This is a genomic window from Bradyrhizobium sp. GW821-FHT13H05, assembly GCF_058804065.1.
In genome coordinates this window covers 430,721-444,647 of sequence record NZ_JBXAPO010000002.1, presented here as the reverse complement: position 1 = coordinate 444,647, position 13,927 = coordinate 430,721, and the positions used below count along the sequence as shown (strand labels likewise).

General features: G+C 62.6%; 11 protein-coding genes. 6 read left to right on the top strand and 5 right to left on the bottom strand.

Annotated features, from left to right (window positions below):
• Position 1 precedes the first annotated feature (1 nt).
• From AC1RR3_RS06485 to AC1RR3_RS06475, 3 genes are all read right to left on the bottom strand, one after another.
• Positions 2-2,899, bottom strand: a complete 2,898-nt coding sequence (locus tag AC1RR3_RS06485; RefSeq protein WP_492820538.1) for an NACHT domain-containing protein — start codon at positions 2,897-2,899, stop codon at positions 2-4.
• A gap of 283 nt (positions 2,900-3,182) precedes the next feature.
• Entirely contained in the window at positions 3,183-4,388 is a 1,206-nt protein-coding gene (locus AC1RR3_RS06480; protein WP_492820536.1) for an MFS transporter, read from the bottom strand.
• A 247-nt stretch (positions 4,389-4,635) separates the two neighbouring features.
• Positions 4,636-5,115: a cupin domain-containing protein gene (locus AC1RR3_RS06475; RefSeq protein ID WP_492820534.1), complete on the bottom strand. Its 480-nt coding sequence runs from the start codon at positions 5,113-5,115 to the stop codon at positions 4,636-4,638.
• Positions 5,116-5,353: 238 nt separating this feature from the next.
• On the opposite strand from AC1RR3_RS06475, the gene AC1RR3_RS06470 reads away from it, so the two are divergent.
• The gene (locus AC1RR3_RS06470) at positions 5,354-5,638 is read left to right on the top strand and encodes a hypothetical protein (protein WP_492820532.1); all 285 of its coding nucleotides are present in this window, start codon (positions 5,354-5,356) and stop codon (positions 5,636-5,638) included.
• Between the two features lie 80 nt (positions 5,639-5,718).
• A complete protein-coding gene (locus AC1RR3_RS06465) occupies positions 5,719-6,435 on the top strand; it encodes a peroxiredoxin-like family protein (protein ID WP_492820530.1) in 717 nt (238 codons plus the stop codon).
• 18 nt (positions 6,436-6,453) lie between these two features.
• Here the strand turns inward: AC1RR3_RS06465 and AC1RR3_RS06460 are convergent, their stop codons facing one another.
• Positions 6,454-7,341, bottom strand: a complete 888-nt coding sequence (locus tag AC1RR3_RS06460; protein WP_492820528.1) for a LysR family transcriptional regulator — start codon at positions 7,339-7,341, stop codon at positions 6,454-6,456.
• Positions 7,342-7,539: 198 nt separating this feature from the next.
• On the opposite strand from AC1RR3_RS06460, the gene AC1RR3_RS06455 reads away from it, so the two are divergent.
• Both AC1RR3_RS06455 and AC1RR3_RS06450 read left to right on the top strand, forming a co-directional pair.
• Positions 7,540-8,688, top strand: coding sequence for a patatin-like phospholipase family protein (locus tag AC1RR3_RS06455; protein WP_492820526.1), 1,149 nt, complete (start codon positions 7,540-7,542; stop codon positions 8,686-8,688).
• Positions 8,689-8,765: 77 nt separating this feature from the next.
• The gene (locus AC1RR3_RS06450) at positions 8,766-9,716 is read left to right on the top strand and encodes an oxygenase MpaB family protein (protein WP_492821417.1); all 951 of its coding nucleotides are present in this window, start codon (positions 8,766-8,768) and stop codon (positions 9,714-9,716) included.
• Between the two features lie 84 nt (positions 9,717-9,800).
• Here AC1RR3_RS06450 and glgA read toward each other — a convergent pair whose 3' ends face one another.
• Positions 9,801-11,216 carry a glycogen synthase GlgA gene (glgA, locus tag AC1RR3_RS06445; RefSeq protein WP_492820524.1) on the bottom strand — a complete coding sequence of 472 codons (1,416 nt, stop codon included), beginning with the start codon at positions 11,214-11,216 and terminating at the stop codon, positions 9,801-9,803.
• A 205-nt stretch (positions 11,217-11,421) separates the two neighbouring features.
• Between glgA and AC1RR3_RS06440 the strand changes: the two genes are divergently transcribed.
• Both AC1RR3_RS06440 and AC1RR3_RS06435 read left to right on the top strand, forming a co-directional pair.
• On the top strand, positions 11,422-12,618 hold the full coding sequence (locus AC1RR3_RS06440) for a CaiB/BaiF CoA transferase family protein (RefSeq protein ID WP_492820522.1): 1,197 nt from the start codon (positions 11,422-11,424) through the stop codon (positions 12,616-12,618).
• A 133-nt stretch (positions 12,619-12,751) separates the two neighbouring features.
• A complete protein-coding gene (locus AC1RR3_RS06435) occupies positions 12,752-13,819 on the top strand; it encodes an alcohol dehydrogenase (protein ID WP_492820520.1) in 1,068 nt (355 codons plus the stop codon).
• Positions 13,820-13,927 lie beyond the last annotated feature (108 nt).

The following is a 13,927-nucleotide window of genomic DNA, read 5'->3' as shown; positions in this document are numbered from 1 at the left end:
CCTAGGCCGGCGGCGAGATCAGCTCTTGGAACTCCCGATTCGCGATTGCTCGCTGTGGATCAGCGGCGGATATCTCCGCGTGCCTTTGCAAGATAACTGACTTCGATGAGCGCGAAATGATCCGCCAGCACTCTTCAACAATCGCCGCGGCCGTCAATGCCTCTCCGATGGAAGAAAAAATAGGCTTCATCTGAGAAGACACAATCCTGCGTAACGCCACGAATGCCGCCGATCTTGTCATGAAGGTCGGCAAAGAGTAGGAAAATACCATGATAAGACTCGCGAAATACACGAACAAGATCAGCGAGTCTGGATACGTGCCCAGTGTTCTGGTTCTAAGGTAGTAGAAGAAAGAAGAAAACATGGCGCCTGCCGCGGGAATAGTCATCCATTGGGATGCGCGAAGAACTGCTCTTCTGAACGTTCGATCTTCATCAGCATCTTCGACGGGGACTTCGTCCATCGGGGTGAGGCGATCCCGTCTCCAAATAACCCCCCAAATTCGCTGCAATGAATTTGATATCAACAGCGCGCTAGCAACGCTCAGTATGCAGATGCGCAAATAAAAATTTCGGAATATAGAGAAGTCTGGACCCATAATCTCTGAGAAAAAGCGAAGCGAGAGCTCTTCGGACAGCAGCTTATCGAAGGAATTTCTACTGCGGGCCACTCCGCGGAATAGCTTCGATGTCATCGTTTGCGAGTGAGCAAGCACGATCCATGCTGTCTTCGCTATCATGTATTCGTAGAATTGCTTGTGCGGCAGCCTCAGGTTGCTTGGCCCACCAGCAGGGTCGGAGACGAATAAGCCGGAGCTGGCAATCTCGTTTGAGACCCTTTCAAGCTGGTCGCCTTTGGTCTCATCCTTGAATCGTTCGTGAAAGGCGCGCATCTTTTGAACGATGTCGGGTGAGGTTGCGGTCGACTGGAAGGCTACAAGAGCATCGTCGAAAAGATCGCGGATCACGCCGTCGAAGGTTTGACGGCTGATGGTATTCCGAGCGTCGCTGTCGACCATTTTCCATACGACAGCCAGCGTAAAGAACTCTCGAATTTCGCGCGGTAGCAGGAGATAGCTTGCGCCCTCCGGCGCGGCGTAGGCCCTTCGATCATTCTCAATTTCCTGTTCCTTGCGGCGATACATTGCCTGCAAATAGAATTCGATCAGCGCAGCACTCGTGAGGTCTTGGCCCTGCTTCTGCAATGATACAATCTTCTCCCAGATTGTCGCTACGACCGGTAGCATTGATGGCCGGGATACAATCTCGAAAAAGGCCAGGTGCGCGCGGGTCGCTGCCATTATTGATGCACCCAAAGAGGCTCCAAACCCCATGACGATTTTTTCGACTTCGTCCACCGTCAGACGATCGATTTGATACAGTTGTGTAAAGGCCTTTCCGGCAGCTCCATCCACGACGTCGTTTCGCAGCGTTCGATTCTTCTCTCTTTCGTCCAGGAAGAAGTTCGGTCGTCCAGTGAATATCACCTTCGTCCCAGGATAGGCGAAACGCCAGAGGGAGTTGAAGTGCTCGTGCCGGTCGTAAGCGCGCCCGGCGTTCCTCAGTTCGTCAAAGCCCTCGAAAATCAGGATTGTCTCACCCGCTCGGATTAAGTTGTAGACTTTTGCGGCCGAGAGGCCGTAACGAGCGCACCACCCTGACAGAAATGTAACGGGATCGGTTTCGGCAGGATTCTGCCCGCGCAGCTCGATGAGCAAGGGGACCCGCTCTGTGATGTCCGGATTGGCCAGGTAGCGCTTTGCCCACCGCACGCAAAATGCGAGCGTCGCAGTGCTCTTTCCTTGTCCGTATTCACCGGTAATCGCTAGTTGCTTGCGTCCCGCCTCGTTCAGCCAACGGTCGAGAATTCCATCCAGGGCCACGCGTCCGTGCGTATCGCTTCCGGTCACGTGCACGTCGACAAACGTGTGGGCTAGAGTCCTATCAGTGCCGCCAAGAACGTCCTTGTCGAAGCGTCTTACTAGATCGCGTGCATAGTCGGTGAATTTTAGCCCTTTTCGTAATAGGACCAGTCTTGGCCAAATCTCGATCCGGAACTGCCTCGCTGTCGCTGCAAATTCGGCAGATGAATGCCCGTGATTGAAAATGGCAAACAGTTTTGCTCCAGCCAGAGCGGAACCGTCCGCCAAAAAGGTATCGATGCGTTCCATCAATTCATCTTGCGTTGGTTCGGAGTCAAAGACGAACAAGAGAAGCGGCGCGGTATCCGTTGCATTCGACCGGGCGAGGTAAATTTCTCCTATCCAGACCTGGGATCGATCTCGCCATCCGGTGGGCGTGAAGAGTGCCTCGGAAAAGGCGGCCTCGAAGAGCTCCCGCGCGAGCACGTGCCAGGCGGGGGTGGGTGGAGCATCGGTCTGGTGTTGCTGCCAGTTGATCGCGACGTCACTTGCTAGTGGATCGTTCTTTGATGTGACAAGTCGTCGAGCTTCAACAAAAGCGAGCATCGAGAGACTGTTATCTAGTTCTCTCTTGGCAAGTTCGTTGACATTGACAGTGACGGGACCATCCCAATCGCGAACAGTGGTGATCGAAAATCGATAAATGAAGACCAGAGCCAAGATGGTAACTACCGAACCGATCGAGACAGACACCCAATTTGGTTCGTCGGCTATTGTCGGGATGCTCGTCAGTCCCGTGAAGGAGCGGGTCGCAGAAAGCACTGCGTTGATGATCTGAAGCGGCACCTGCCCCGACAGGAATGCCAGCAATCCCGCTGCACAGGAAGCCATGGTCGCAATTGCAGCCAGCGCGAACCGCGCTTTCGACGCTCTCATTTTGAAGCGTAGCCACAGAGCATATGACGAGATCAGGATAAGCCCAGCGAGCAAAAGGGCTGTGAAGGGATTTTGAAGAATCCAAGATACGAATGTTGACATCGACGCCTCAATTCGCAATGCAACCAAGGATCGCAGTGTATGTTATATTGAAACTGAGTTGAGTAAAGCACGTGCAGCGAATTAAGCGCGAGACCATCTGCTAAGAACCTTGGCTTGTGTCGAAATTGAAGGTCCGCGGCAAATGGCCCTGGGAGGGATCCCGATCGTTTCTCGCCGAAGTCCGCCCCGATGCGGCGAGATCTGTAGCGGTCGTGTTGATTCCAAGACCGCTGGCAAAGTGGGTGGACTAGGAGACCTTGTAGCTCTCGTAGTCAGTCAAGCGTTAGCGTTTGAAGGTGGACGTCAGCAGGGCCGCGGCCGCAAGGGCCATGCCGACCCCGGCGACGCATGCATGCCAGCCGAAGGCGTCGAATAACCGGCCAAGCACGACGGTGCCGACGAGTCCGCCACAGAAATAGCACGCGAGATAAGTCCCGCTGGCGACGCCGCGATTGTCGCTTGCGGCCTGTCCGACGAAGCCAGTTGCGGCGGCCTGCGCGAAGAATGTGCCGACACCAACCAGAACCATGCCGGCAAGCACCTCGCCCAGATGCGGTGCCAGCATCAGCGGCAGCCCCAGCCCGGCGACAGCGAGCGATCCCCAGATCGTCGGCCGTGGTCCGAGGCTCGATGCGACCCGTCCGGCCAGCAAGGTCGTGACGATCGACGGCAGGAAGACGAAATAGACCAGGCCCAGGTCCATCATGCCCAGCGACAGCGGCGGCCGAACCAGCACGAAATTCACGAACGTAAAGGTGCCGATGAAGGCGAACAGGATGCAGAAGCCGATGCCGAAGGCAGCGCGCAGAGGTGGATTGCGCCAATGCGCGATCATGGCGGCGAGCGGCGACTCCGCTGGCATCGTCGCATGCATCGGCTGCACGCGCCGAATGGTGAAATAGACCAGCGCCGCGCCGGCGAGGTTTAGGGCGGCGAAGAAATAGAAGTTCCAGGCAAGACCAAGGCCGTCGGCGACGGCCGCGGAGATCAGCCGGCCGACAAGGTTGCTGGCGACATTGCCGGTGATGTAGGCGGCGAAGGCGCCACCGGAGTCCATTGCGCTGCATTGTTCGCCGAGATAGGCGAGCGTCAACGCGAAGGCAGATGCCATGCACAGACCCTGCGCGATCCGCAAGGCGGTGAAGACCGCAAGATTTGGCGCGGTCGCCAGTAGGCTCGTGGGGACCGCCAGCAGCGAGAGGCTGAGCAGGATACCGGTCCGCCGGTTGATGTGCGGGCTGAAGAAGCCGATGACGAGGCTGGCTGTCGCCATGCCAAAGGTGCTGGCGTTGACGGCAAAGCCCATCGCTGCCGGCGTGACGCCGTAATGGCGCGTCAGCGAGGGCAGGATCGCCTGCGTCGCGAAGAGGTCGACGACGGTGAGGAATGCGGTGAGGCCGATGACGAGCGAGCGCAGCGTCAGACCCGGCGCGTGCGCCTCCAACGTCGTCATCGCGCCCGGTTTGATGGGAGCGGAAAGATCGGTCATGGGGTTGCGTCTCCTCATGCCCGATGTCACTCCGGGTGCGGCGTCGCGACCCGGAACGACCAAGGGCTGTCGCACATGGCATTCGTCGGCACCGAATGCGCGCCTCGTCCTTCGAGACGACCGCCTCGCGGTCTCCTCAGGATGAGGCTAAGCGACATCGGTGCCCGTCGATGCTGCTACCGCGCACTCCGTCCTCATCCTGAGGAGCCCGCCTTGAGCGGGCGTCTCGAAGGATGGCCGCAGCGAATCACATGTGGTGGTCGTTGGGATCCCTGCGGACGTCGCCGACATAGAGAATGACCGTCTCCTTGCCGAGGTTCTTCCACCAGTGCGAGGTGCCGAACACCTCGGGACGGATGTCACCGGCCTTGTGCACGATCGGATCGACACAGTTGGAGGCGTATTCGACGATCTCGCCCTGCTGCACGAAGATCAGGGCCGGGCGGTCGTCATGGCTGTGCCAGGGCACGATGCCGCCGGGCTCGATGGTCAGCTTGCGGAAGCGCAGCTCGCGGCCCTCGATATGCGCCGGCTGCTTTCCGAGGTCGATGGTGCCGAGCGTGAGGTCGGTGACGCCGACCGGTTTGGTGTCGACCATCTGCTGCGAATTCGGCTTCATCTTGCCGGCGGGGCATTCGCCCGCGAAGACCGGTGTTGCGAATGTCAGCGTGCCGAGAACGGCAGCGCTCGTCCAAACCAGGCGTGACAGCATGTGATGCCTAGACATCGGGAAGTCTCCTCTGTTGGCCGCAACCTCGTTGGTCGCCGGCTATGGCAGGAGCATCGTCGAGACCGCGCCTATGTTGAAATGCCGGCTTGCTCTCGATGCGATAGCTCCGCGCTATGTTGATGCGTGGCGGCTATCGAACCGATTGGGCATCGGCATTTCCGCTTTCGGCATATCCGGCGTCCGATGGTGTGGCGCCCGATTGGCGGGCGTTCACGTCAATCCGGAGACGCATCTTATGACGAAAGTGTCCAAGACCCTGCTTGCCACCGCCGCTTTCGCGGTGATCGCCACGTCCGCCTTCTCGGAGGCGGCCTGGGATCTGAAGGCCGGCATGGCCTATGTCTATGGTGGTCCCGGCAAGATGTCGGCAATGGCGATGGCCCCGGCCGAGAAGAATCACGAGGCCATGATGAAAAACGCCAGGAAGGTGCCCGAGAACACGGTCTTCTTCATGGACAACGGCACGCTGTACTCGGCGTCGGGCCGGCTGGATCCGACCGGCAATTTCTACGTGAACTGAACCTCCGGGAATGCTGGCCGCCCCTTGCGGGCGGCCGAACCGGGCAACTAGTATTCGCCTCAAGAATGCCGGAGCGGAAGATGACGTCACTCTCGCCAGCCGACGCCGAGCGACTCAGATCTGCCTTCCAGCGCTGCCGCGACATGGACGGCACGCTGAACGAGCAGCTCCGCGCCTATGCCGATGCGAGTCGCCAGGTCTTCCCGGCCTATGGCGAGGCGGTTGATCGCCTGGTGGCGCGATTGAACGGGAACGGTGGCGGCGAGACCGCGCCGCGCCCTGGCGATGCGATGCCGCCCTTCATGCTCTCGGACGAAAGCGGACGTCTCGTCACGCTGACCGGGCTGCTGAAGAGCGGCCCGGTCGCGGTGATGTTCTTGCGCGGCCATTGGTGCCCCTATTGCCGGCTCAATGTCCGCGCCGTGGTCCAGGCGCTCGATCGCATCGAGGCGATGGGCTCGCGGGTCGTCGCGATCATGCCCGAGACGCAGGAATATGCGAAGCAGCTCAAGGCCGATTCCGGCGCGCCATTTCCGGTCCTGACCGACCTCGATAATGGCTATGCGCTGTCGCTCAATCTCGCAATCTGGCTCGGCGCCGAAATCCAGAGCCTGTTGTCCTACCAGGACATGGCAAAATTCCACGGCAATGACGGCTGGATGCTGCCGATCCCGGCCGTGTTCGTGGTCGGTCGCGATGGCATCGTGAAGGCCTGCTTCGTCGATCCTGATTTCCGCAAGCGCATGGAGATCGACGACCTGCTTGCCGCGCTGGAAAGCGCGGGCAGGGAGAGCTAGCCGCGCGCTGCAGCAATATCAGCCGGCGATCGTTCGCCAGTCGGCGCCGCGCAGCATCCGCATCACCGCATTGGCCACGGCTGTGCGTTGCCGGCCGGCCACGCCGCAAAGGTTGACGGTGCGACGGGCGTCCAGCCCGGTGATCGCGGCACGCGTGAGCCGCTCCGGCACGGGGGACGTGTGCGGGACCATGGCGACGCCGATCTCGGCCTCGACCAGCTCGATCAGATCGTGTTCGCTGGACACTTCATGGCCATGTTCGACGTCGATGCCGTGCTCGCGCAGGCTTGCCGAGATACGTCCGGCGTGTTCGCAGAACGTCCGTCCAAGCAGTTGCTCTGCGCGCAGATCATCCAGGTCGATCGAGCTGCGGCCGGCCAGCCGATGTCCGTTGCTGACGACGAGCTCGAAACCCTCTGTGAAAAGCGGCCAGACGTCGAGCCGGTCCCAGGCCTCGTCGATCTCGGCGGCGATGCCGAGTTCGGCTTCGCCCTTCTTCAGGAATTCGGCGACCTCGCGGCTCGTCCCGCGCAGGAAGCGCAGTTCCAGCCGGTTGAACTGCCGCCTGATCTCGCTCAGATGCGGAATGAGCAGCGCGAGGTCGATCGAGTGCGTCAGCGCGATGCGGAGCGCGCCGATCTCTCCACTCTTGAACGTCGAAGCCAGCGAGCGCGCGCCGGCGGCGGCGTCGTAACACTGCTTCAGCAGCGGGTGCATGCGCTGGCCGAGCTCGGTCAGCTGCGCCGCCGGACGTTCGCGACGGAACAGATCGCCGCCGAGTTCGGCTTCGAGCTGCTTGATCGCGCGCGTCAGCGAGGGCTGCGTCACGTTGCAATCCTCGGCCGCGCGCGTGAAATTGAGCAGCTGCGCGACCGCGAGGAAATAGCGGACCTGGTGCATTTCCATGGATCGGCTCCTGGCAGGATCGGCAGGAAATCTAACCGATCAGGGCGGGGAATGATATCCTGGTCGCGATAGCGACTGCGTATGGTTTCGGAAGCCAGCCGGTATTTCCAAAAGGCCCGACAATCGCCGAGAACGGCAAGGCGAAATGAGGGCCGTACACCCGACGAATGATAACCATAGGCTCGACAGGAGCGTGACATGAACGGCATGCAGCACAACGGGCAACGAAAGAATATGGATCTTCCGGGGCAGGTCGTCCTCGTGCTCCAGGGCGGCGGCGCGCTCGGCTCGTACCAGGCCGGCGTTTACCAGGCGCTGCACGAGGCCGGCATCGAGCCGGACTGGATCATCGGCACCTCGATCGGCGCAATCAATGCGAGCCTGATCGCCGGCAACGCGCCGGAGCACCGGCTTACGCGTTTGAGGGAGTTCTGGAAGCGGATGGAGCAGAAGCCGGTCTGGGACTGGCGGAACGCGTTTCCCGGGTTCAACGAGAAGCTCGCCTATTGGTCGACTGTGACCCACGGCATTCCCGGCTTCTTCCGGCCCAATCCGCTGGCCCATGCCGGCGATTCCTATCCGCTCGGTGCCGATCGCGCCGGCTACTATTCGACCGCGCCGCTGGAGCAGACGCTAAGCGAGCTGGTCGATTTCGATCTGGCCAATCGTTGCGCGCCGCGCCTGACGGTCGGTGCGGCTCATGTCGGCACCAGCGAGATGCGTTATTTCGACAGCCGCGACGGCGAGCTGACGGTGAAACATGTCATGGCCTCGGGCGCATTGCCGCCGGCTTTCCCGGCGGTACGCATCGACGGCGAGCTCTATTGGGATGGCGGCATCCTGTCGAACACGCCGACGGAAGCGGTGTTCGACGACAACCCACGCAGGGACTCGCTGATCTTCTCGGTGCATCTGTGGAATCCCGTCGGCGCCGAGCCGACGACGATGGCGGAGGTGCTGAACCGGCACAAGGACGTGATGTATTCCAGCCGGATCGCGAGCCAGATCGTCCGCCAGCAGCAGTCCCACCGGCTGCGCCACGTCATCAACCAGCTTGCCGCGCGATTGCCGGAGAGCGAGCGCAGCGATCCCGGGGTGCGGGAGCTGATGAGCTACGGCTGCCCGACCCGCATGCATGTCGTACGGTTGCTGGCGCCGCAGCTCGAGCGCGAGACCCATACCAAGGACATCGACTTCAGTCCGTCGGGGATCACACGGCGCTGGCATGCCGGCTATGCCCACACGAAATCGGTGCTGGCGCGCAAGCCGTGGATCGGCGAATTCGATCCGCTCGCCGGCGTGGTGCTGCACGAGCATATGGACGAGATGCCGATGGCCGCCGAGTAGGGCCGCGTTCGCTTTCATCGAATTGCCACAGGCCTCGCGGATTGTCGGTCGCCGTCCGTCTTTGAAAGGCCTTGCAGTTGGTATCCGGGAACGATCTGGAGGCCGCCCTCGATCAGGTCTGCGCCGATGCCGCTGGACCGGTTGCGGGCGTGTTCGGCCCGGCCTCGGTCACCTGGCGGATCGACCGGGAGGCGGTGATCTTTCTCGGCGCCGGCCGCGCGCTGCTGCTGCAACTGGCCCATCCCTGGGTCGCCGCCGCCATCGCCGCGCATTCAAAGACCTTTGCCGATCCGATCGGGCGCTTCCATCGCACCTTCGGCATCGTCTTTGCCATGGTGTTCGGCTCGCTCGACTGGGCGCTGCTCTCGTCGCGGCAGCTGCACTGGCGCCACAGCACGATCGTCGGAGAGATGCCCGAGGCCGTCGGTCCGTTCGCGGCGGGCTCGCACTATTGTGCCAACGACATCCCGTCGCTGCGCTGGGTTCATGCAACGCTGGTCGAGACCGCGCTCATGACGCATGACCTGGTGCTGCCGCCGCTTTCGGTGGAAGAGCGCGAGCGCTACTGGGCCGAGAACCGGACTTTTGGTGCGCTGTTCGGATTGACGGGGGACGATCTGCCGGCGGACTGGGCTGGCTTTGCGGCTTACAATGCGGCGATGGCACAGTCGGACACGTTGACCGTCAGCCCGGCGGCCCGCGAGATCGCCGCGCAGATTTTCGGCGGTGCGCGTCCGTGGTTGCGGCCGCCGCGATGGTATCGCGCGCTCACGGCGAGGATGTTACCGGGGCCGTTGCGCAAGGGCTTTGGGCTTGAGCTCGATGAGCGCGATGAGAGGGCGGCCGACAATGCGCTGCGATGGATCAGGGGTATCTATCCGAAATTGCCGGACCGGCTGCGCCATGTCGGCCCCTACCAGGAGGCACAGGCGCGATTGCGGGGAGAGCTGCAGCCGGACTGGATGACGCGGTGTCTCAACCGGGCCTGGATCGGGCGGCCGCAGATGGATGCGCGCGGTAAGGGGTAGGTGCTTCCAGCACTGTCGCCCTTCGAGACTCGCCGAGGAGGCTAGCACCGCAGGGTGACGGTGATGGATAGAGGCACAGCGGCCTCACACCGTCGCCAGCTTCCGGTACAGCGCGCTGTAGCTGCTGGCCGAGATGCTCCAGGAGAACGAGCGGCCCATGGCGCTGCGGCGCATGGTGTCGAGCTGGTCCTGTGCCATGAAGGCCTCGAAGGCGCGGCGGACGCCGCCGAGGAAGGATTCGTGCGAGGGCCTTGAGAACAAAAAGCCGGTCTCGCCGTCGGTGATGGTTTCGGCGAGGCCGCCGGTCTGGTGGCCGATCGGCAGCGAGCCGAAGCGTTGGGCGTACATCTGGCTGAGGCCGCAGGGCTCGAAGCGGGACGGCATCAGGGTGAAATCGCTGCCGGCGAAGATGCGTCGCGCCTGGGCGTCGTTGAAGCCGATGGTGACGCCGATGGCGTCCGGCCGGCGGCGATGGGCGTTGATCAAGGCCTGCTCGAGCGCCGGCTCGCCGGAGCCGGTGACGACGATCTGGCCGCCGGCATCGACGATCTCGTCGGCGGCCGCCAGCACGAGGTCGATGCCCTTCTGGTGCACGAGGCGGGCGACGATGCCGAACATCGGTCCGCGCGACACCGCGAGCCCGAACTGCTTGCGCACGTAATCCGCATTGGCCTTCTTGCCGACCCAGTCGCCGGCGCCGAACTGCTGGGCGAGCTGGGCGCAGGAGCGCGGATCCCAGCTCTCGTCGATGCCGTTGAGGATGCCGGTCAGCTCGGCCGCGTCCGAGCGCAGCCGGAGCAGGCCTTCGAGGCCACAGCCGAACTCCTCCGTGGTGATCTCCCGCGCGTAAGTGCCGCTGACGGTGGTGAGGTGCGAGGCGTAGACGAGGCCGGCCTTGAGGAAGGAGAGCTGGTCGTAGAACTCGACGCCGTCGATGTGGAAGGAGCTCTCGGGTACGCCAATTCGTCGCAGCGAGTCCTTCGGGAAGAGGCCCTGATAGGCGAGGTTGTGAATGGTCAGGATCGACGGCAGCTTGGCTCCGCGCCAGGCGAGATAGGCCGGCACGAGCGAAGCCTGCCAGTCGTTGGCATGGACCAGGTCCGCTGCCCAATTCTTGTCCAGCTTGCCCATGGCAAGCTCAGCAGCTGCCGAGGCAAAGCGCGCGAAGCGGATGTCGTTATCAGGCCAGTCGCGCCCGGACTCGTCGCCATAGGGATTGCCGGGCCGGTCGTAGAGCTGTGAGCACAACAGCACATAGACCGGCAGGCCGTCCTTGGTCGCGGCCCGGCCGAGCGAGCAAGCCGGCATCTCCGCGAACGCGGGGCAGCGGCCTACGATCTGGATATGCGTGAGTTGCTCGATGATGTCGCGATAGCCGGGCAGCATGATCCGGATATCGGCGAAAGGGCGGAGGGCTCGGGGAAGGGCGGCGGAAACGGCTCCAAGTCCGCCGACGCGGACGAAGTCGTCCATCTCTGTCGTTACGAACAAGACCCTCAAGAACTGCTGCCCTCTTCCGATCCCGCTTGCTGCTATGCAAGAACGGGTCCAGTTGCCCCTGAAATTTCCTGGCCGCTCGCAAGATGCGGCCGTTCGGTAAAGACTTTCCTACTCAGCCACCGCCCTCTAGGGTCGGCGCACCAACAACAGAGAACGTTGATCGTTCCTAACGGACCCAAGGCCACGAACAAGGACGCCAGCAAACATGCAGCTATCAGATAAGCATGAGGGGACGACGACAAAGGCCTTCGCGGGCCTGCGGGTCCTGGATTTTTCGACCACCATCGCGGGTCCCCACTGCGCGCGGATGCTTGCCGACATGGGCGCCGAGGTCATCAAGATCGAGACCGACGGCGGGGAGACAATGCGGACTCGGCCGCCGCTGCGCAAGGGCTGCAGCACCGTGTTCGGCCAGCTCAATGTCGGCAAGAAGAGTGTCGTGCTCGATCTCAAATCCGAGGACGGCAGGGAGGCGGTCCGCCGGCTGGTCGCGACATCAGACATCCTGGTCGAAAACTTTCGTCCCGGCGTGATGCACCGGCTGCGGCTCGACTACGACTGCCTGCGTCCGGTCAATCCGAAGCTGATCTATTGCTCGATCTCCGGCTATGGCCAGACCGGCCCCTCGGCCGAATTGCCGGCCTATGCGCCGGTGATCCACGCGGCCTCCGGCTACGACATGGCGCATCTCGCCTATCAGCCAGGGCGCAGCCGGCCGGACTATTGCGGCATCTACCATGCCGACGTCGTCACCGGCACCTACGGTTTTGGCGCGATCGCCTCCGCCCTCTATCAGCGCACGGTGACCGGCCTCGGCCAGCACATCGACGTCTCCATGCTGGAGTCGATGCTGACGCTGACGGTGATCGAGTTGCAGAACTCGCAATTCGCGGTGAAGCCGCCGCCGCGTCCGATGTTCGGGCCGACCGAGACGGCCAATGGCTACGTCATGATCACGGTCGCCAGCGAGAAGACGTTTCAGGGACTGATGGGCGTGATCGGCCGCCCCGAATGGATTGCCGATGCGCGTTTCGCCGCCTACGCCGCGCGCCGCGAGAACTGGGCCGATTTGATGGACGGCGTCGAAGCCTGGTCGCGGCGATTGTCGACCGATGCATGCCTCGTCGCGCTTGGCGCCGCCGGCGTGCCGGCCTCGGCCTATCGCACCGTGTCCGAGGCGTTGGCCGATCCCCAGCTCGCGCACCGGCAGGCGCTGTCCTCCGTCGAAGACGGCGGCGGCTCGTTTCAGGTCCTCAATCTGCCGTTCCGGATGTCGGGCGCCGACACCACGCCGGCCAGGACGATGGCTGTGCTCGGCGAGCACACAGATGTGCTGCGCGACGAGATCGGACTTTCGGTGGACGCGCCAATTCCGTCAGGCAAAACAGCTGTGCAGGGCTGACGAGCGGCTTCGTGCCGCAAGCCGTGCGGCTTTGCGCGTGGTCGGCTTGCCATGATCGGCCGGCGTCAACAGGTTTGTCTCGCCCCGCCCGCCATGGCATGGTGGCGTGACAAAGCATGCCGGGAGGATTCCAATGAAGAGTTTCAAGGTTGCCGATTTCAAGGCGCCGCTGCAGGAGTTCGACGAGGCGACGCCGCAGCCGTCGGGCACGCAGGTGCTGATCAAGGTCAAGGCCGCCGGCGTCTGCCACAGCGACCTCCACATCTGGGAAGGCGGCTACGATCTCGGCCACGGCCGCAAGCCGCTGTCGCTGAAGGATCGCGGCATCAACCTGCCACTGACCATGGGCCATGAGACAGTCGGCGAAATCGCCGCTTTCGGTCCCGACGTAAAGCCGACCGATCAGGGCGATCTCAAGCTCGGCGATGTCGGCCTGGTCTATCCCTGGATCGGCTGCGGCAAATGCGCGACCTGCCTTGGCGGTGACGAGAACATGTGCCTGACGCCGCGCTCGCTCGGCGTCTATTGCGACGGCGGCTATTCCGACCACATGCTGGTGCCGCATCCGCGCTATCTGCTCAACCTTAGAGGGCTCGACCCGGCGACGACCGCGCCCTATGCCTGTTCGGGTGTCACCACCTATAGCGCGCTGAAGAAGGTCGAGCAGCATTTCGACACGCCGATCGTGATGTTCGGCGCCGGCGGCCTCGGCCTGATGGCACTGTCGCTGCTGAAAGCCATGGGCGGCAAGGGCGCGATCATGGTCGACATCGACGCCAGGAAGCGCGAAGCCGCAGAGAAAGCCGGCGCGCTCGCCACCGTCGATCCCAAGGCGGGCGATGCGCTGGAGCAGCTTGCGAAAAAGGCCGGCGGCCCGATCCGTGCGGTGATCGATCTCGTCGGCAATGCCGCGACGACGCAACTTGGCTTCGATTGCCTGACCAAGGGCGGCAAGCTCGTCATCGTCGGCCTGTTCGGCGGCGGCGCGACCTGGGCGCTGCCGCTGATCCCGATCAAGGCGGTGACGATCCAGGGCAGCTATGTCGGCAATCTGCGCGAGACGCAGGAGCTGCTCGATCTCGTGCGTGCCAAGAACGTCGCCCCGATCCCGGTGACGAAGGCGCCACTCAACAAGGCCAACGACGCGCTGGTGCAATTGCAGCAGGGTGCGGTGGTCGGCCGCACGGTGCTGACACCATAGCAAAAACTCTCTCCTCCGTCATTGCGAGGAGCGAAGCGACGAAGCAATCCAGACTATCTCTGCGGATGCTAGTCTGGATTGCTTCGCTGTGCTCGCAATGACGACCTG

Coding starts and splice junctions, on each gene's coding strand:
- AC1RR3_RS06435 (WP_492820520.1), top strand. CDS start 12,752: ATGAAGAGTTTCAAGGTTGCCGATTTCAAGGCGCCGCTGCAGGAGTTC.
- AC1RR3_RS06460 (WP_492820528.1), bottom strand. CDS start 7,341: ATGGAAATGCACCAGGTCCGCTATTTCCTCGCGGTCGCGCAGCTGCTC.
- AC1RR3_RS06470 (WP_492820532.1), top strand. CDS start 5,354: ATGACGAAAGTGTCCAAGACCCTGCTTGCCACCGCCGCTTTCGCGGTG.
- AC1RR3_RS06440 (WP_492820522.1), top strand. CDS start 11,422: ATGCAGCTATCAGATAAGCATGAGGGGACGACGACAAAGGCCTTCGCG.
- AC1RR3_RS06485 (WP_492820538.1), bottom strand. CDS start 2,899: ATGTCAACATTCGTATCTTGGATTCTTCAAAATCCCTTCACAGCCCTT.
- AC1RR3_RS06475 (WP_492820534.1), bottom strand. CDS start 5,115: ATGTCTAGGCATCACATGCTGTCACGCCTGGTTTGGACGAGCGCTGCC.
- AC1RR3_RS06465 (WP_492820530.1), top strand. CDS start 5,719: ATGACGTCACTCTCGCCAGCCGACGCCGAGCGACTCAGATCTGCCTTC.
- AC1RR3_RS06455 (WP_492820526.1), top strand. CDS start 7,540: ATGAACGGCATGCAGCACAACGGGCAACGAAAGAATATGGATCTTCCG.
- AC1RR3_RS06480 (WP_492820536.1), bottom strand. CDS start 4,388: ATGACCGATCTTTCCGCTCCCATCAAACCGGGCGCGATGACGACGTTG.